This window comes from Pseudarthrobacter sp. NamE5 (genome assembly GCF_005796225.1).
In the GTDB taxonomy this organism is placed as follows: Bacteria; Actinomycetota; Actinomycetes; order Actinomycetales; family Micrococcaceae; genus Arthrobacter.
Window position 1 is genome coordinate 47,269 of record NZ_VAHO01000011.1, and the last position, 17,243, is coordinate 64,511.

The 17,243-nt window shown below is 64.9% G+C and carries 12 protein-coding genes and 1 pseudogene; 2 read left to right on the forward strand and 11 right to left on the reverse strand.

Going from position 1 to position 17,243, the window contains the following annotated elements:
* Nucleotides 1–61 precede the first annotated feature (61 nt).
* Nucleotides 62–1,717: a sensor histidine kinase gene (locus tag FDW84_RS13640; RefSeq protein WP_138610074.1), complete on the forward strand. Its 1,656-nt coding sequence runs from the start codon at nt 62–64 to the stop codon at nt 1,715–1,717.
* A gap of 35 nt (nt 1,718–1,752) precedes the next feature.
* Here the strand turns inward: FDW84_RS13640 and FDW84_RS13645 are convergent, their stop codons facing one another.
* The 10 genes and pseudogenes from FDW84_RS13645 to speB all read right to left on the reverse strand — a co-directional run bounded on the left by FDW84_RS13645 (nt 1,753) and on the right by speB (nt 15,050).
* Nucleotides 1,753–2,988 (reverse strand): 5-methylcytosine restriction system specificity protein McrC, encoded by a 1,236-nt coding sequence (locus FDW84_RS13645; protein WP_171046782.1) that lies wholly within the window; start codon nt 2,986–2,988, stop codon nt 1,753–1,755.
* On the reverse strand, nt 2,975–5,206 hold the full coding sequence (locus tag FDW84_RS13650; protein ID WP_138610075.1) for an McrB family protein: 2,232 nt from the start codon (nt 5,204–5,206) through the stop codon (nt 2,975–2,977). The genes FDW84_RS13645 and FDW84_RS13650 overlap by 14 nt, the downstream gene beginning before the upstream one ends.
* 95 nt (nt 5,207–5,301) lie before the next feature.
* Nucleotides 5,302–5,559 carry a PLDc N-terminal domain-containing protein gene (locus FDW84_RS13655; RefSeq protein WP_138610076.1) on the reverse strand — a complete coding sequence of 86 codons (258 nt, stop codon included), beginning with the start codon at nt 5,557–5,559 and terminating at the stop codon, nt 5,302–5,304.
* 65 nt (nt 5,560–5,624) lie between these two features.
* On the reverse strand, nt 5,625–6,041 hold the full coding sequence (locus tag FDW84_RS13660) for an acyl-CoA thioesterase (RefSeq protein WP_138610077.1): 417 nt from the start codon (nt 6,039–6,041) through the stop codon (nt 5,625–5,627).
* Between the two features lie 38 nt (nt 6,042–6,079).
* On the reverse strand, nt 6,080–8,155 hold the full coding sequence (locus FDW84_RS13665; RefSeq protein ID WP_138610078.1) for an ABC transporter ATP-binding protein: 2,076 nt from the start codon (nt 8,153–8,155) through the stop codon (nt 6,080–6,082).
* A complete protein-coding gene (locus FDW84_RS13670; protein WP_138610079.1) occupies nt 8,152–9,885 on the reverse strand; it encodes an ABC transporter ATP-binding protein in 1,734 nt (577 codons plus the stop codon). The genes FDW84_RS13665 and FDW84_RS13670 overlap by 4 nt, the downstream gene beginning before the upstream one ends.
* 212 nt (nt 9,886–10,097) lie before the next feature.
* A pseudogene (locus FDW84_RS13675) lies at nt 10,098–11,651 on the reverse strand (MFS transporter); the annotation flags it as partial.
* Nucleotides 11,644–12,135: a MarR family winged helix-turn-helix transcriptional regulator gene (locus FDW84_RS13680; RefSeq protein ID WP_138610081.1), complete on the reverse strand. Its 492-nt coding sequence runs from the start codon at nt 12,133–12,135 to the stop codon at nt 11,644–11,646. The gene FDW84_RS13680 and the pseudogene FDW84_RS13675, both read right to left, overlap by 8 nt.
* 147 nt (nt 12,136–12,282) lie before the next feature.
* The gene (locus FDW84_RS13685) at nt 12,283–13,983 is read right to left on the reverse strand and encodes a thiamine pyrophosphate-binding protein (protein ID WP_138610082.1); all 1,701 of its coding nucleotides are present in this window, start codon (nt 13,981–13,983) and stop codon (nt 12,283–12,285) included.
* A 5-nt stretch (nt 13,984–13,988) separates the two neighbouring features.
* Nucleotides 13,989–15,050 carry an agmatinase gene (gene speB, locus FDW84_RS13690; protein ID WP_138610083.1) on the reverse strand — a complete coding sequence of 354 codons (1,062 nt, stop codon included), beginning with the start codon at nt 15,048–15,050 and terminating at the stop codon, nt 13,989–13,991.
* Nucleotides 15,051–15,374: 324 nt separating this feature from the next.
* Here speB and FDW84_RS13695 point away from each other — a divergent pair, with 324 nt between their 5' ends.
* Complete coding sequence (locus FDW84_RS13695; protein WP_138610143.1) at nt 15,375–16,202, forward strand: type IV toxin-antitoxin system AbiEi family antitoxin domain-containing protein; 828 nt, start codon at nt 15,375–15,377, stop codon at nt 16,200–16,202.
* 251 nt (nt 16,203–16,453) lie between these two features.
* Here the strand turns inward: FDW84_RS13695 and FDW84_RS13700 are convergent, their stop codons facing one another.
* The gene (locus FDW84_RS13700; RefSeq protein ID WP_138610084.1) at nt 16,454–17,029 is read right to left on the reverse strand and encodes a helix-turn-helix domain-containing protein; all 576 of its coding nucleotides are present in this window, start codon (nt 17,027–17,029) and stop codon (nt 16,454–16,456) included.
* Nucleotides 17,030–17,243: the final 214 nt, after the last annotated feature.

Here is a 17,243-nt window from a genome sequence, read left to right on the forward strand (position 1 = left end):
GCTGGCTGCCGATATCCTGCTGGTATGGCCCGCACACCCTGCTCGCACAAGACTCCACGCCATGACTGACCCCATAGCGTGGTCTGCGGGCCGGCTGAAGTTTTTTCGGCGGCCCTTCCACGAGTACACGCTGACGCAACGCGTGGTGCTGAGCCAGATGCCGCTGTTCGTGACCACGCTCCTGACCGCCTTCCTCGTCTGGGCGTTCTTCCGCGAAACCATGGACAACCCGCTGTTCGTCACCTTCCTCGTCTCGCAGCTCGCCTTGATGGCCCTCTGCTACCTGGTGCCGTGGGAGAAGCTGCCGTATACGAGCTTTTTGGTGATCCCGCTGCTGGACTTCGTCTCCATCGGCTTCGCGAGGGAGGGCGGACAGGAAAGCCTGACAACCCTCGGCCTGCTTTCCGTGTTCCCGGTGATCTGGATGTGCGCGTCCGGATACTACCCGCGGGCAGCCTTGTCGATGTCCTTCCTGGGGCCGCTGGCCATCATCTGGGTGCCCCTGTTGCTTAAGGGTGCTTCCACCATCCAGGAGTTCACGCGTGCCCTGCTCTTGCCGGTGATCATGCTCGGCATCGGAGTATCCGTGAGCGTGCTGACGCTCAGCATGATGCGCCAGCAACGGGCGCTGGAGGAAAAGGACGCCCAGCTCCAGGCGAACCTGCGCACCAGTCAGCGCCAGGAGGCGTTGCTGAATACAGTCCTGGACACCGTCCATCTGGGCGTCCTGGCCGTGGACGGCAACGGGCACGACGTCCTCATGAACCGGAAGCAGCGGATCAACCACGAACTGGCGCGGCCCAAGGATATTGCGGACCCGACCGAAGCCGAGTTGCTGGTCTTCGGGCCGGACCGGAAAACGCTGGTTCCGGTTGAGGAGCGCCCGGTCCGGCGTGCCGTGCTGGGGGAAACTTTCACCGACGACCTGGTCTGGTTGGGCGTCGGCAGCGGGCAGCGCGCTTTTGTCACCACTGCGCGGGCCATGAAAGACCCCGATGGTACGGCCATCGGTTCCGTCATCGCCTTCAGCGATGTGACAGACCTGGTTAACGCGCTGGCGGCCAAGGACGACTTCGTTTCCAGCGTCTCCCATGAGTTCCGGACGCCCCTGACCTCCATCCTGGGCTACGTGGAAATCCTGCTCGCCGACGAACCGGAAGAGTCCCAACGCCAAATGCTGGAGATTATCCGCCGGAACTCTGAGCGGCTCCTGACACTGGTCTCAGATCTGCTCTCCAGCCGGAACGGCCAGCTGATCGTGAAGCCCGAAGCAGTGGACGTGGCAGAGCTGGTCCGCTCCAGTGTTTCCTCGGCCATGCCGCGGGCAGCAGCGTCCGGGGTCGACCTGGAGGCGGAGACGCCGGATCGGCTTGAGGCCCAAGTGGACGGGGCACGCATTTCCCAGGTCCTGGACAACCTCGTCTCCAATGCCATCAAGTACTCCCCTGGCGGCGGGAAAATTAGGGTCTCCCTGGAACAGGACGACGGCCACCTCGAATGTCGCGTGGCCGACACCGGCATGGGGATGAGCCCCGAAGACTCCTCCGAAATCTTCGCCAAGTTCTTCCGCTCCAGCAGCGTCCGGCGGACCGCCATCCCCGGGGTGGGGCTCGGCCTGCCGATCAGCAAGGCCATCATTGAAGCCCACGGCGGCACAATAGCGGTGGACAGCAGCCTGGGCGAGGGGACCACCTTCACGTTCCGCGTGCCGGTCTAGTCCCCACCCGCCCCTTTGACGACGCGTGGGTCCAGCTAACCGGCGGAATGCTGCCGGACCACCTCGCCCCACGATTGCCGGGCCAGTTCCCGGACTGACGCCAGGATTTCCGACGGCGGCCGGGAAAGGTCCAGGGGAAACTCCACAATGTCGATATCCGTGTTGAGGATGCGGCGGAGTTTCATCTCGCCGGACCCCGCGTAGACGAGCCAGGCAGTGGGCACAGCCAGCGCGGTGCAGTGAGCCAGCATTTGGTAATGGTCCGCCGTCAGGGACGCGCCCTGGTCCGTGGCGGCCTTGTACTTTGCGTTGTACACCACCGTTGGTCGCCCGCCCAGGAGATGCACAGCGTCCGGGCGCACCGACAGCCGGTCAGCATCGTGGACGGCCTCGCTGAGGAGTGCGCCGTACCGCAGCCTCAGCTCTCCCGGATAAGCTGTCATCGCTTCCCGCAGGGCGGCACCCACGAAGTCTTCGAAGACCTGCGCCATGTCCACTACGAAGGAGGCTGTCTGCTGCGGGCCCTTGCCGGCCTCAGCCGAGGCGTTGCGCAGGATCAGCTCCGCCAGGCGCAGCACGGCGTGGTAGCGGACGTTCATCCGGGTGGCCATCCACGGCGGCAGGGGAGCTCCGGCTGGTAGGCGCGTGACGCCGTCGAGCTTTCCCTTGAGCTGACGCAGCCGGCCCAGCACCTCCGGGCGCACCCGCGGCACCTGCGCCATCCGCTCCAGCGCCGCGCGCAGGATCCGGTTCTCGGCGATGTCCTCACTGAACTCGTCATAGGAAACCTCGAGCGGCACCAGCATGCCCGGGCGCCGGGAGATTTGGTCGGAGATCCTGATCCGCCCCTTCACCGTCCGCAATGACTCGTCCACGGTGAGGTAGCCCTGCAGCACGCCGCGGCCAAGGGCCCGCTCGGCCAGCTGGGCCAGCGACTCGGCCAGGGCACTCCACAGCTCACGGTCCTCCACGGCGGCCACGGTGTCGGCCCGGAAACCCTGCTCCCCCGCGTAGCTGAGCAGGAACAGCAGTCGGCTGAGCCCCAGCCGATCCTTGGGACGGACATCAAGCTGCACTGTGGCCGTACGGACCGAGCCCACCTTGCCCACGGCCTCAATTCGGTAAAGGCCCATGCCCATGGGCGACGCCTTGGCCAGGCCGCTGGAGCTCAGGAAAGAGGCGCTGACCGGATCGAGCCGCTCCACGATCCCCCGGGACAGCTCATCCAGCACCAGGTGCCGGACAGGGGCTCCGGGGTCAGCGGCCTGCAAGGCGTCCCAGCAGCTGGTCCAGGCCGAAGCGCTCCTCCAGCTGCGCCCGGGTCAGCTGGCCGTGGTAGTGCTCCTCCAAAAGCGGCATCAGCTCGTATTTCCAGATCCGGCGCAGGCCGGCCGGCGTCTGGGCCGCCGGTTTCATGAAGTAGGACGGGCCGATCATCAGGTCCCGGTCCCATTCGTCCATGGCACTGTTCAGCGCGTCCAGCAGCAGTGCGGGAGTGGTGTCCAGCTGGCGGGCCTGCAGGAACCGCAGCAGCGAGCCCTTCACCGGTTCAGTTTGCGGGTGCAGTTCAATAAAGGAGAACCGGCGCCGGATGGCTGCGTCCATCATGGCAATGGAGCGGTCCGCGGTGTTCATGGTGCCGATGATGTAGAGGTTGTCCGGCAGGGTGAACGGTTCGTTGGGGCTGTACTGCAGGTAGATCCGGTCGTCCCGGTACTCGAGCAGGAAGTACAGCTCGCCGAACACCTTGGCCAGGTTGGCGCGGTTCATCTCGTCGATGATGAGGAAGTACGGCTTCTTCTCGTTGCCCGGCTTCGCGGCTTCCTCCGCGAGCCGCCGCAGCGGCCCGGCCACCAGCTTGAAGGACACCTGTCCGTCATCCGTCTTGTCAGGCCGGTAGCCCTCGAAGAAATCCTCGTAGGCGTAGGACGGGTGGAACTGCACCAGCTTGACGCGCTCGTCAGTGGTGTCATCCGCCAGTTCCGCGGCGAGGTGCTTGGCCAGAAAGGTCTTGCCGGTGCCGGGCGGGCCATAGAGGACCAGCTGCCGGTTTTCCTCCAGCAGGTCTGCGATCTCCTGCAGCGGCTCCAGGTCCATGTGCAGCGAGTCAGCGAACTCGCGCGTCAGCGGGCGGAAGCCTTCCTGGACGGGAGGTACGACGGCGGCCGCTTCAGCGTCGCCGTCGGGCTCGGTTTCCGCCTCCGGAGGAAGCAGGGCCTGCAGTGCCTGCAGCACGCGGGTCACGTCCACAACGATGCCGGCGGTGGCAAGCTGCCGCTGGACATGCCTCGGCAGGCTGGCGGTGGCGTGTCCTTCATCGAACCAGCGAACCTTGCGGCGCAGCCGCCGGTTGTCATCGTTGTAGTCCGGTTCGCCCAGCACCCCTCCCAGGCGGACCGTGCCGGCGTGCTGGTACAGCACCAGGTCGCCGGGCTTCATGACAGTGAGGAAGGCAAAAACCGCCGTCTTGGTGTCCTCACGCTCCACGTACCCGAGATGCTTGTAGTCCTCGTCCACGGCATGCTGCACCAGGCCGGCCGTCACGCCCGGGTCCAGCAGGCGGAGGTGTTCGACGTCGAGCGTCACCTTCTCCCCGGTCTGCCAGGTGGTCAGCAGTTCCGTGTTGTCGCCGTGGGTCCGCAGAAGCCAGGCCCGGTGCCCCGGGTCGCCCACTTTCCGCCATTGGCTGACGAGCTGCCGCGCGTACCAGTCAATGCGCTGGCCGGCCTGCTCGTCCAGGTGCAGCCGGATTCGGTGGATGTCCGCGGTGATGTCCTCTTCGCTGTCACCCTTGGCGCCGCCCACCAGTGAGGCGAAGGCATCCCGGATTTCCTGGCGTTCCACATCAGCCACCACCGGCTCGAAGTAGCTGGGCCAGGCAAGGAACTCGATGCTGCGGCGGATGGCGGGCTGATCGCCGGGGGTGGCGGCCACCAGCCGGTGGAATTTCAGCGGGTCCTGCAGTGCTGCTGAAATGACTGTGGGAGGATGCTGGTCCACGTGCTGCACAAACCGGCACAGCCATTTCAGGTGGTCCCAGATGGTCCAGTTGAATTCCGCGGTCCGGTCTCGGATGACGCCGTGGTCCGTCATGCCCTGGTACAGCTCCTCGGGCAGCTCAAGCGGAGGCTCAAGCCAGGAAGCAGCCTCTGCAACACGGGCACGCTTGACCTTCAGCGACTTCACCTCGTGGGCAAGGGGCAGGGACTGCAGGAAGAGCAGTTCCACGGCCAGCAGCTTCGCCTCCCGGGAGGCGCCCTCGAGGTTCTGGCGAAGGTTGGTCATCATGGGCGCCTTGGGGTCCGGCGTCCCCCGTTCCAGCCTCTCCAGGAGCTGTCCCGCAGCCTCCGACGTCCAGGTCAGGGTCCGGCCGTCCAGGGCGGAGGGCCTGCCCAGCAGCCCTGGTGCCAGCACGAACCACGCCGCATCTTCGATCTCCCGTGAGATGCCGAGGGCGCGGGTCATGGCAGCAGTGGAGGCGGGGGTCATGGACTCAAATTTACAGGGTCAAGCTGGGCGGCCGCTCCAAGCGTCCCTGCACCACTTTGCCCGGAGCCCGCGCGCGGCTGTGACCCGGGGTTGCGCTACGGCGCTCCGGTCCCCCGCTTGCGGCCAAAGATGAAGTACCCCATCGGACCGATGAAGTTGATGAAGGATGCGGCGCGCCAGGCGGCCTTGGGCCCGTTGACGAGGGAGGCCGGCCGCTTGGAGATGTCCCGCTGTGCTGCCACCAGCAGCGACACCTGGGCGATGCCCACCAGGATAGTGCCGGCCTTGGACGATGGCGACATCTCGTTCCAGGTCTTCTTCTTCCTCGCGACGCGGGTCTTGTTCTTGGCCATCCGGATTTCCCTTCGTAGTGGTGGTGGTTCCAGTCCAGTATGTGCAGTCTGTCCTGTACAGGGGCTTAGTGCCTATAGGGGGCCAGCCGGTCCTTTTGGACGGGCGTCAGCCGCTGGACCCCGCCGGTGGCTTCGTCCACGAACGCCAAGTGGCTGCTGGCCTTCACGCAGTCCTCCCGGGTGACCGGGTCCTGGATCAGATAGTGGATATCGAAGCTGGCCCCCTTGACAGCACCGATCCACACCTGCACCACGGCCGGCACGTTGCGGTATTCAAGGGTCCTGACGTAGCGGATCTTGTGGTCCACCACCAAAGCCATGATGCCATCGGGGACATCATTGAACAGGGAAACCTGCGGTTCGACGCCGGGCAGTCCCGCACCCCGGGGCGGTCCGAAGGCGGCAATCCTGGCTTCCTCCAGCATCCTGACGATCTGCACGTTGTTAATGTGGCCATAGGCGTCCATGTCGCCCCAGCGCATGGGGACAAGAACCTCGATCCGCTGTCCACCGTGCGCGCTCAGCTGTGCACCGCCGTCGAATCATCCACTGCGGGTTCTCCGGCGTCCGCCCCGGCAAACTGGGACATGTACAGGCGGCGGTAGGCGCCCTCTGCGGCCAGCAGGACCTTATGGTTCCCCTGTTCGACGATCCTGCCGTTTTCCATCACGAGGATGGTGTCGGCGTCGCGGATGGTGGAGAGCCGGTGGGCGATTACAAAGCTGGTGCGGTCGGTGCGGAGGGCGGCCATCGCCTTTTGCACCAGCAGCTCAGTGCGGGTGTCAACGGAACTTGTTGCCTCGTCCAGGATGAGCAGCGACGGGTTCGCCACGAAGGCGCGCGCGATGGTGATCAGCTGTTTCTCACCGGCGCTGACGTTGTTGCCTTCTTCGTCAACTACCGTGTTGTAGCCGTCCGGAAGGGCACGCACGAAGCGGTCCACAAAGGTGGCCTTCGCTGCTGCCAGCACCTGTTCCTCAGTGGCGTCGAGGTTGCCGTAGCGGATGTTGTCGTAGATGGAACCGCCGAACAGCCAGGCGTCCTGCAGCACCATGCCCACTTTCGACCGGAGTTCGGAACGGCTGAGGTGGGTGATGTCCACGCCGTCCAGCATGATGGCGCCGGAATTGAGCTCGTAGAACCGCATCACCAGATTGACCAGGGTGGTCTTTCCCGCCCCGGTGGGCCCGACGATGGCCACGGTGTTTCCCGGTTCGGCGGTGAAGGACAGGTTCTCGATAAGCGGCCTGTCCTCGGTGTAGCTGAAAGTGACATTCCTGAAATGCACGTGGCCGTCGGTCCTGGCCGGGAGGTGCTCGCTTGCGGTTTCAACCTCCTGCTCGTCGGCGTCCAGGAACTCGAAGGCGCGCTCGGCTGACGCCACGCCGGACTGCAGCATGTTTGCCATGCCCGCCATCTGGCCGAGCGGCTGCGTGAACTCCCGGGAGTACTGGATGAACGCCGTGGCGTCCCCCAGGGACATGGAGCCGGAGGCCACCCTGAGTCCGCCCACCACGGCGATCCCCACATAGCTCAGGTAGGAAACAAACTGCATGACCGGGAAGATGATGCCGGAGACGAACTGCGCTCCGAAGCTGGCCTTGTAGAGGGCCTCGTTGCGTTCCTCGAACCGTTCCAGCATGTCCGCATCCCGGCCGAACACGCGCACCAGGTCATGGCCGGAAAAGGATTCCTCGATCTGCCCGTTCAGCGCCCCCGTATTTTTCCACTGGGCTGCGAAGAGCTTCTGGCTGCGCACGCCGATCATGCCCGCTGCCACGCCGGAGAGCGGAAGTGCAACGAGCGCGATCAGGGCCAGCTGCCAGGAAACAATGAACATCATGATCACGATGCCGATGACGGTCAGCAGCGAGTTGATCAGTTGGGCGAAGGCCTGCTGGAGCGCCTGCTGGATGTTGTCGACGTCGTTTGTCACCCGGGAGAGGACGTCGCCGCGCTGGCGGGTATCGAAGTAGTTCAGCGGGAGCCGGTTCAATTTCTTCTCGGTGTCGTCGCGAAGCTGCCGGATCACCTTCATCACAATGCGGTTCAGCACGTAGCCCTGCAGCCACAGGAAGATATTGGCCACGAAGTACATCAGCAGGACCACTGCGATGAGCCCGGTGAGCCTGTCGAAGTTGATGCCGGCGCCGGGTACCAGCTCCATCCGGGCCACCATGTCCGCGAAGTTGTCCTGGCCCTGCTGGCGCAGGCCAGCCACGAACTGTTCTTTGGTGGCGCCCGCGGGAAGCTGCTTGCCCACCACGCCTGCGAAGATGACGTCCATCGCCTGGCCCAGGATCTTGGGGGCAATCACGTTCAGGACCACGGCAACTACCACCATGGCCACCACCACGTAGATCCCAAGGGCTTCGGGCTTCAGCAGCCCCATCAGCCTCTTTGCCGAGGGCCAAAAGTGCTCTGCCTTCTTGGCCGGCATCCCGCCGAACATGTCGCCGTCGGCTTCGGAGGGCTTGTACTCCTCCTCGATAAACCCGTCGTCCTCAAGCGGTTCGTCAACCAGCTCCACGTCGAGCTTGTCCTGGGCCGGTCCCTTGTTGTCGACGTCCGGGGAGTCTTTCCTGCGGGGGCTCATGCCATCTCCTCGACACTCAGCTGGGATTCGACGATTTCCTGGTAGGTGGGCGAGGTCTCCAGCAACTCTTCATGGGTCCCGCGGTCCACAATCCGCCCGTTGTCCAGGACCAGGATCTGGTCCGCCTCGGTGATGGTGGAGATCCGCTGGGCCACAATAATCACGGTGGCGTCCGCGGTGATTCCCTTTAGCGCAGCCCGGAGCCGGGCGTCCGTGGCCACGTCCAGGGCCGAGAAGGAATCGTCGAAGAGGTACACCCGGGGCTTGGTCACCAGGGCCCGTGCGATGCACAAGCGCTGGCGCTGGCCGCCGGAGACATTAGTCCCGCCCTGAGCGATGCGGGAGTGCAGGCCGTTCTTCTTGGCCCGCACAAACTCTTCGCCCTGGGCCACCCGCAGGGCGTCCCACAGTTCCTGCTCCGTAGCTTCGGTCTTTCCAAACCGGAGGTTGTGCTCGATGGTGCCGGAAAAGAGGTAGGGCCGCTGCGGCACCAATGCCACACGCCTGGTGATCTCAGCGCGGTCCATCCTGCTGACGGGAACACCGTCCAGCAGCACCTCCCCCTCTGCGGGGTCGTAAAGTCGGGGCAGAAGGGACAGGAGCGAGGTCTTGCCCGAGCCCGTGGAGCCGATGATCGCGATGGTCTGCCCCGGACGGGCAGTGAAGGTGATGTTGCTCAGCACCGGCGACTCGGCCCCGGGATAGGCGAAGGTGACGTTCCGGTACTCGACCACACCGCGCAGCGTGCCCGGCTTCTCGGGGCGTTCCGGATCATTGATGGAGGGCTCGACGTCGAGCACCTCGCCGATGCGGTCCGCGCACACCGAGGCACGCGGAATCATCATGGCCATGAAGGTGCCCATCATGACGGCGACCAGGATCTGGAGCAGGTACTGCAGGAAGGCCGTCAGTGCTCCCACCTGCATCTCGCCCGAATCGACCCGCTGCCCGCCGAACCACAGGACCGCCGCGGTGGACAGGTGGAGGATCATGCTGATCGCGGGGAACATCAGGACGAACAGGGCCCCGATCTTCAGGGACACATCGGTCAGCTCCTTGTTGGCCTCGCCGAACCGCTCCGTTTCGTATGGCTCCCGGACGAACGCGCGGACCACCCTGATGCCGATGATCTGTTCACGGAGCACGGCGTTGATCCGGTCGATCTTCTTTTGCATGGACCGGAACAGCGGCATGAGCCGGACCACCAGGTACCCCACCACCACGGTGAGGAGGGGCACCGAGACCCAGACCAGCCAGGACAGATTGAGGTCCTCCCGCAGGGCCATGATGATGCCGCCGACGCACATGATGGGCGTGGCCACCATGAAGTTCAGCCCCATCAGTACGAGCATCTGCACCTGCTGGACATCGTTGGTGCCCCGCGTAATGAGTGTGGGGGCACCAAAGGCATTGACGTCCTTGGCGGAAAAGCCGGTGACCTTCCGGAAAACGCCGCGCCGCAGATCCCGGCCCATGGCCATGGCCGTTTTCGAACCGAAATACACACCGGCAATGGCAGTGCCCACCTGGATGAATGCCACCACCAGCATCACAGCGCCCGTCCGCCAGATGAAGCCGGTGTCCCCGCGCGCCACGCCTTCATCGATGATCTGGGCATTCAGGCTGGGCAGGTACAGCGCCGCAATCGTGGACGCAAGCTGAAACACAACGACTGCCACGATGTATGGCATATACGGCTTGGAAAACCGCCGTATCAAGGTGAGGAGCATGCCCACGGGTCCTTAAGGTTTGTTCGCGGATGAGTTCGCAAAGCCTGGCGCTTAAGTAGTAGCAGCCGGGGCTGACACCCTTAGCCTTCCCACTCTACGAAACTCGACCCGGCCGTGAAACAGACCCGTAAAAGATCATCCGAGGGGAGTACTCCGCTCCGTTACTTACCCGCGGAGGCAAATTCCGGCGCCACGCTTACCTGTCCCGGTGCCTGCTCAGGCCGGATGTCCACCGTGCGCCGCAGCGGCTTCTCCTTGATGAAAAGCACGGAGACCAGCGCCACCACTGCCACCACCGCGGAGATCAGGAAGACCTCGGCCGTGGCGTCGCCGTAGGCTGCCCGCATGATGTCACGCACCGGCTCCGGCATGTGGGCAAGGTCCATGCTGGAGCCTGCCGTTCCGCCCTGCACCGGGATGCCCGCCGCCGCCAGCCCCTGGGTGGCCAGTTCGCTCACCCGGTTGGCAAGGATGGCGCCCAGCACGGAGACGCCGATGGCGCCGCCCACAGACCGGAAGAAGGCCACCGACGCGCTGGCAGTCCCGATATCCGCGGCGCGGACGGTGTTCTGCACTGCCAGGACCAGGTTCTGCATCAGCATGCCCAAACCAAGGCCCAGGACTGCGGTGAAGACACCCGCGTGCCACAGTTCCGTGGTGTGGTCCATCGTGCCGGCAAGGCCGAGTCCGCCAATCAGGAGGATGGACCCGGCAATCAGGTAGCCCTTCCACTTTCCCGTGCGGCTGATCAGGAGCCCGGAAGCCACGGACCCGGCCAGGTTGCCGGCGATCATGGGAAGGGTGAGGAGCCCGGCTTCCGTGGGGGTGGCGCCGCGGGCCACCTGGAAGTACTGGCCCAGGAACGTGGAGGAACCGAACATGGCGATGCCGACGGCCACGGAGGCGAGAATGGCCAGCGCGGTGGTGCGTTCGGAGATGATCTTGAGCGGGATGATGGGCTGTTCAACCTTGGACTCCACCAGCACCAGCAGCGCCAGCAGGAGCACACCGCCTCCCACCATCAAAGCGGACTGCCAGGAGACCCAGTCGTAGTAGGCCGGGTTGCCTGCGAAGGAGACCCAAATGAGAAGCAGGCTCACGCCGGAGGTCAGCAGGATGGAGCCGAGCCAGTCGATTTTGGCCGGGCGCCGCACGTGGCTGATCTTGAGGGTGACCTGCAGCAGGATCAGGGCGACGACGGCGAGCGGCACGCAGACGAAGAACGTCCAGCGCCAGCCGAGCGGGCTGTCCACGATGAATCCCCCCAGCAGCGGCCCGCCCGCGGTGCCCACTGCCATGACGGCACCCATGTAACCGGAGTATTTGCCGCGGTTGCGCGGCGGGATCATGGTGCCGATGATGGCCTGCGCCAGTGCTGTCAGGCCGCCCATGGCCACGCCTTGGATAACGCGGGCCACCAACAGCAGCGGGATTGTTTCGGAGAGCCCGGCCATGACGGACCCGGCAACGAAGATGACAATGCTGAGCTGGACCAGGACCTTCTTGTTGAAGAGGTCGGCGAGCTTGCCCCAGATGGGGGTTGTGGCGGCGTTGGCAAGCAGCGCGGCGGTGATCACCCACGCGAAGTCTGTTTGCGTTCCGCGAAGATCGGCCATGATGGTGGGCAGCGCGTTGGCCACAATGGTGCTGCTGAGGATGGCCGTGAAGAAGGCTGCCAGGAGCCCGGTGAGGGCTTCCATGATTTGGCGGTGGGACATCTCAGGGGCCGTGTCCGGGACGGCTGCGGCGGCGGTTTGGCTAGCCATGTTTCTGCTCCTCGAGCGTTGTTGTTGGGGTGCCGGCCGCCGTTGCCCGGGCTGATTTCTTCAGTGATTCAGTGAGTTTGTACAACGTCCGCGCGGTGTTGCCGGCGTCCTCCTCGCTCCAGTCGCACAGGTAGTCCTGCAGGGCAGCTGCACGCTGCTCCTCAATTTGCCGGAGCTTTTCCGCACCGGAAGGGGTGAGGCCTACCAGCTGGGCCCGGCCGTCGTCGGGATCCTGCCGCCGGACCACAAAGCCCTGCTCCTGCAGGTCCGCGAGGTGGCGGCTGAGAACCGGGGCGCTAACCCCCAGCCGCTCGGCAAGCCTGGTGGCGCGGGACTCCCCCTCCCCTACGAACCGCAGCACGCCCTGCAGGGCGACGCCCGTTTCCTGACCCCGGACGCTGGCCGTGGCGATGCACCGCACTGCGCGCTGGAGGTCGAAGATCTGGTAGACGAGATCCGCCGCCGTATCCGGCGCTACCGCCATGATTCCTACCCCTCGGTTGTTTGCCTTAAGCAACTATACCCCAAATTGGTTGCTTGTGGAAACTATCTGCTGGCCCGGCACCTGTTGCTTGCAGACGCGAAAAACCCGGCCCCTTGTGGGAGCCGGGTTTTTTCTGTTCCCGCTGTGTTAGTGGTCCAGGTGGGTGGGCGCGAACATCTTGAGCAGGGTTTCCACCACGACGACGTTGGGGCCGTCCGCGGCGAAGCCTGCCTTAAGCGCGTCCCCCACGTCTTCGGGCGCTACCCGGGTGGCGGGCACGCCGAAAGCTTCTGCAAGTTTGACGAAGTCTGGCCGTGCGAGCTCCGTGGCGGTGGCCTTGCCGAAGGCGCCCACCATGTATTCGCGCAGGATGCCGTAGCCGCCGTCGTCCACGATCAGCCAGGTGACCGGGACGTTGTGCTGTTTTGCTGTGGCGAGCTCGGAGATGGAGTACATGGAGGAGCCGTCGCCGGATACTGCGAGCACGCGGCCCGGCTTGCCGAGGGTCTCCAGTCCCACCGCCGCTCCGATCGCGGCCGGGAAGCCATAGCCAAGACCACCGGCGCCCTGGGCGGAGTGGAACTGGCCCTCGCGGGCGTCCCAGCAGGACCAGGCCCAGTAGGCGGCGATGGTCATGTCCCAGAACGTCTGCATTTCCGCCGGGACAGCATCACGGATGTCGGCCATGAACTTCAGTTCCTTGCCCAGGTCCTGCGACTCGAGACGGGCGCGGACCTTTGCCAGGGTAACCTTCACCAGGTCTTCCGGTGACTGACCGTGCCAGCTTGGTTCCGCTGTTTTCTCTGGCCTAAGGGCTTCGTCCAGGGCGGCCAGTGCCTGACCGGCGTCCGCGCGGATGCCGAGGCCCGGCCGGTTGGACTCCAGCACCCGGGGTTCGGCGTCGATCTGGATGATCCTGCCGCGGGGTTCGAAGGTGAAGTAGTTGGAGGTGACCTCGCCGAGTGACGAGCCGATGACCAGCAGGACATCCGCGTCCTCCAGCAGGTCGGTCATGTAGCGGTCCTCGATCCAGGCCTGCAGCGACAGCTCGTGGTTCCAGGGGAAAGCTCCGTTGCCACCCGGAGTACAGATCACCGGGGCACGAAGCTTCTCCGCAATGGACAGCAGCGACTTCTCGGCCCGGCCACGGCGGGTGCCGCCGCCGGCGATGATGGCTGGGCGTTCCGCCGCCTCCAGCCATTTCACTGCTTCGCGGACCAGTTCCACCCGGGGCGGGTTGTCCGTGGCCTCGGCCAACGCGTCTTCAACAGGCGGCACCATGATGGGATCCAGCAGCACATTCTGCGGAATTTCGATCCACACCGGCCCCTGCGGGGAGGAGATGGCCTCCGTCCACGCATCCTGGATGGCAGAGGGAATCCCCGAGGCGTGCTGGATGAGCCGCTGGCTCTTGGTGACGTTTGCAGCTGACGCTTTCTGGTCATCGAGCTGGTGCAGCATGCCCTTGCGCCTTGCTCCCAGGCCCTCCAGCGGGATCTGGCTGGCCACCACCACCATGGGCACACCCGTGGCATAGGCTTCCTGCAGCCCAGCCAGCGACGTCAGCGCACCGGGGCCGGTGGAGAGGAAGAGAACTCCGACGTCTCCGGTGGCCCGGGAGTATCCGTCCGCCGCGAAGGCCGAGTTATTCTCCACGCGGGAGGAGACGAACTGCAGGTTGCCTCGGCCCATGGCGTCAAAGAGTCCCAGGGCGTGCTGCCCGGGGATGCCGAAGACAGTCTTGGCACCCAGCGCTTCCAGGGTTTCGACGACGAGGTCCCCGCCGTTGCGCACACCCGCACCTTCGCTGTTTCCTCCGGCAGCGGTATCCGCTTCGAGACTGGCCATCTTTCCTACTCCGTGCCGGCGGCGAAGCCCGCCGGCTGACGGACCTCCTGGCCGAGGGCCTGCGCCGCGTAGCCGTTGGCTGCCCCGAAGCGGTCACCGGCAAGGGCATTGTCCGCCATGAGGGTGACCAGTTCGTAGGCGACGTGGCTGGCGGCGACGCCGGTGATTTCCGCATGGTCGTAGGCCGGCGCCACTTCCACGATGTCAGCGCCGACAAGGTTCATGCCCCGGAAGCCCCGAATGATTTCCAGCAGCTCGCGGCTGGTGATGCCGCCGGCTTCAGGAGTGCCGGTGCCGGGCGCGTGGGCCGGGTCAAGGACGTCGATGTCCACCGAAATGTAGAGCGGGCGGTTGCCGATCCGGTCCCGGACCTTTGCGACGGTTTCCAGGACGCCCTGGTAGTAGACGTCTGCGGAGGTGACGATTCCGAACCCGAAGCGATGGTCGTCGTCGAGATCCTTCTTGCCGTACAGCGGTCCCCGGGTACCGATATGGCTGATGGCCTCCGTGTCCAGGATGCCCTCCTCCACGGCACGGCGGAACGGAGTGCCATGGGTGTACTCGGCGCCGAAGTAGGTGTCCCAAGTGTCGAGGTGGGCGTCGAAGTGCAGCATGGCAATCGGCTCTCCGGCGCGTTCCGCGGCAGCCCGGAGCAGCGGAAGGGCGATGGTGTGGTCACCGCCAAGGGTCACAAGCTTGCTGCCATTAGCGGTCAGGTCCAGTGCGTTCTGCTGCACAGTTTCAATGGCCTCGTTGATGTTGAAGGGGTTGACCGCCATGTCGCCGGCGTCCGCCACCTGAACGTTTTCAAAGGGGCTGACGTCCCACGCCGGGTTGTAGGGGCGCAGCAGGCGACTGGCCTCGCGCACATGGTTGGCCCCGAACCGGGCGCCGGGGCGGTAGGAGACACCGGAATCGAAAGGGACCCCCACCACCGTGATATCAGCTTTAGCCACCTGGTCCAGCCGCGGCAGGCGGGCGTAGGTGGCAGCACCGGCATAGCGGGGAATGCGGGATGAATCGATAGGGCCAAGGTTGCCGTTAGCTTCGATGCGCAGCTCTTCCAAGGGGGCCTCTCCTTCAAGGACTTCAGGGACGTCGTGTGACTGCCATCATACACCCCGGTTTTCCTATGTGCACCACTTGTTTACTGTTGCCCATTCCAGGTGCCGGTTGGCAGCCAGGGTGCATCGCGTCCCTTCCTGCCCAGTTGCCGCCGCCCCACTCCCGCCCGAGGTGCCCCTGGCCCCGGTTGGCGCGGCCGGTGGCAACGGCAGCCAGAATCCGGGCAGTGCAACCGGGCTGGAAGGTCCGGTTACGACCGGGTACCTGATCTCACATACAACTTAAACACTCTGGCTGGCAGGGTCGGCCTGGTGTGGACTGGTTCCGTGGACATCTTCGAATATCTCGTCCAGGCAGGCGGAGCGGCCCGCACGGCCCAACTCATTGAGGCGGGATACTCCAAACGGCAAATCGCCAGGCTCGTCAGCCACGGCGCAACGCAGCCACGGCGGGGAGTTTTCCTCGCGCCGGGCTGCAATCCCGGGCTGGCGGCGGCAATCCACCACAATGGGCGGCTGACATGCGCAAGCGCCGCCGGCCATTACGGGCTCTGGATTCGAAACCCGCCAACCCACATGCACTTGGCCTGCAACCACGGTCACGGCTCAGGCTTCATCCGGCATCGGACGGTGCGCTTCGATGGACACCCTACACTGCCCCTTGCAGGAGTGGAGGATGTGGCACTGCACGCACTGGGATGCCTCAAGCCGCCAGCCTCGACCGCACTTGCCACCTCGGCTATCAGGCTGCACGGGGTGCCCCTTGAACTCCTGAAAAACGTGCTTCGCGGGGACCGGTCCGCGCCGGTCCTGCGCGCGCTTCGGGAGCTCGATCTTCGCGCGGAGTCGATTGTAGAGGTGGACGCCCAGCACTTGTTCCGGACGAATGGCATTGCTTTTGAACCGCAGGTCTTCCTGCCCGGCATTGGACGGGTCGACTTCCTCATTGCCGGGTTCCTGATCATTGAGATAGATGGCCATGCCTTTCATTCGAAGCGGGTTGACATGCTCCGCGACCGGGACCGGAACAACTCGTCAACTGTGAAAGGGTTTGCCGTTCTCCGCTACATGCCTGAGCACATCTGGTTCAACCAGCAGCAGGTTCTGGCCGATGTCCGGGCAGCACTCGCACTCAGGGCGGGCCGTTCGGGCTAAACATTGGACGCTCCAGCCCAGTTGCCCTGACCGGCCGACAAGGAACTCGGGCACGAACTCCGCAGCTGCAGGGAGGACAATTCAAAGCCGCGGCGCGAAAGGGGCAGGAGGGCACGCCCGGCCAGCCAAGCGGCCTGGCGCACGCAACCCGGCCTCCCCCGAAAGCCGGCCTCCTGCGAAACTTGGCCGTATAAACTGGACCGCTCAATAACCCCGGCCACCGATAGAGCCCGGTCCCCGCCAGGAACTGCTCAGCGGCTGGCGGCGGGCACCAGGACCCAGAGCACCTCGACCGTCTTGTCCGTGGGATTGATCCAGGTGTGCGGCTCGCGGCCGGGAAAGGTCACGGTATCTCCGGTACTGAGGTCATACTCCTCGTTCGTGAGGATCAGCCGGATGTTGCCCCTAATCACGTGGAGGACGTCAACATCGCAGTCCACCGCATACAGTTCAGACTCGCCGCGGCCGTGCGGCTCGATCATCGCCTGGATGATCTGGATGCGCCGTTCGGAACGGGCGGTCAGCAGACGCTCCACGATCCCTTGGCCGCCCAATGAGATCCGGGGCCCCTCGTTGCGCTTGGTCAGGTGCGTTTCGGGCGCCGCGAAGAGGTCGCCAATGGAGATGGACAGGACCTGGCACAACGTCACCAGGGACGCGACAGAGGGTGACGTCAGGTCGCGTTCAACCCGGCTAAGGAACCCTTTGGTGAGTCCCGTGGCGTCAGCAACCTGCTCGATGGTGAGCCGCTGGGACTGCCGGGCTGCCCGGATCCTCGAACCGATGGCTACCGGAACGTTGCTCGGCTCAACTGGCAGTGCCTTCATTTACGAACCTTTCATGGCCGGCCACCCGGCCCCGCTCTGGAGCAATACTAGTGGTCAGCCCCTTCTGTGACGCGGCATTGCAGGCGAGCCCCGGCCCACCGAATATGCCTTGACTGTTATCACCGTCACAGCCTATTCTTTGGAAAACACTTGTTGCCTAATGGGCAATATCTGAGAATCCCCTCTCGCTCCCTTCCCTGCAGCACGGCAGGCT

Coding starts and splice junctions, on each gene's coding strand:
- FDW84_RS13680 (WP_138610081.1), bottom strand. CDS start 12,135: ATGGCGGTAGCGCCGGATACGGCGGCGGATCTCGTCTACCAGATCTTC.
- FDW84_RS13650 (WP_138610075.1), bottom strand. CDS start 5,206: ATGACCCCCGCCTCCACTGCTGCCATGACCCGCGCCCTCGGCATCTCA.
- FDW84_RS13655 (WP_138610076.1), bottom strand. CDS start 5,559: ATGGCCAAGAACAAGACCCGCGTCGCGAGGAAGAAGAAGACCTGGAAC.
- FDW84_RS13660 (WP_138610077.1), bottom strand. CDS start 6,041: ATGCGCTGGGGCGACATGGACGCCTATGGCCACATTAACAACGTGCAG.
- FDW84_RS13670 (WP_138610079.1), bottom strand. CDS start 9,885: ATGCTCCTCACCTTGATACGGCGGTTTTCCAAGCCGTATATGCCATAC.
- FDW84_RS13665 (WP_138610078.1), bottom strand. CDS start 8,155: ATGAGCCCCCGCAGGAAAGACTCCCCGGACGTCGACAACAAGGGACCG.
- FDW84_RS13685 (WP_138610082.1), bottom strand. CDS start 13,983: ATGGCCAGTCTCGAAGCGGATACCGCTGCCGGAGGAAACAGCGAAGGT.
- FDW84_RS13640 (WP_138610074.1), top strand. CDS start 62: ATGACTGACCCCATAGCGTGGTCTGCGGGCCGGCTGAAGTTTTTTCGG.
- FDW84_RS13700 (WP_138610084.1), bottom strand. CDS start 17,029: ATGAAGGCACTGCCAGTTGAGCCGAGCAACGTTCCGGTAGCCATCGGT.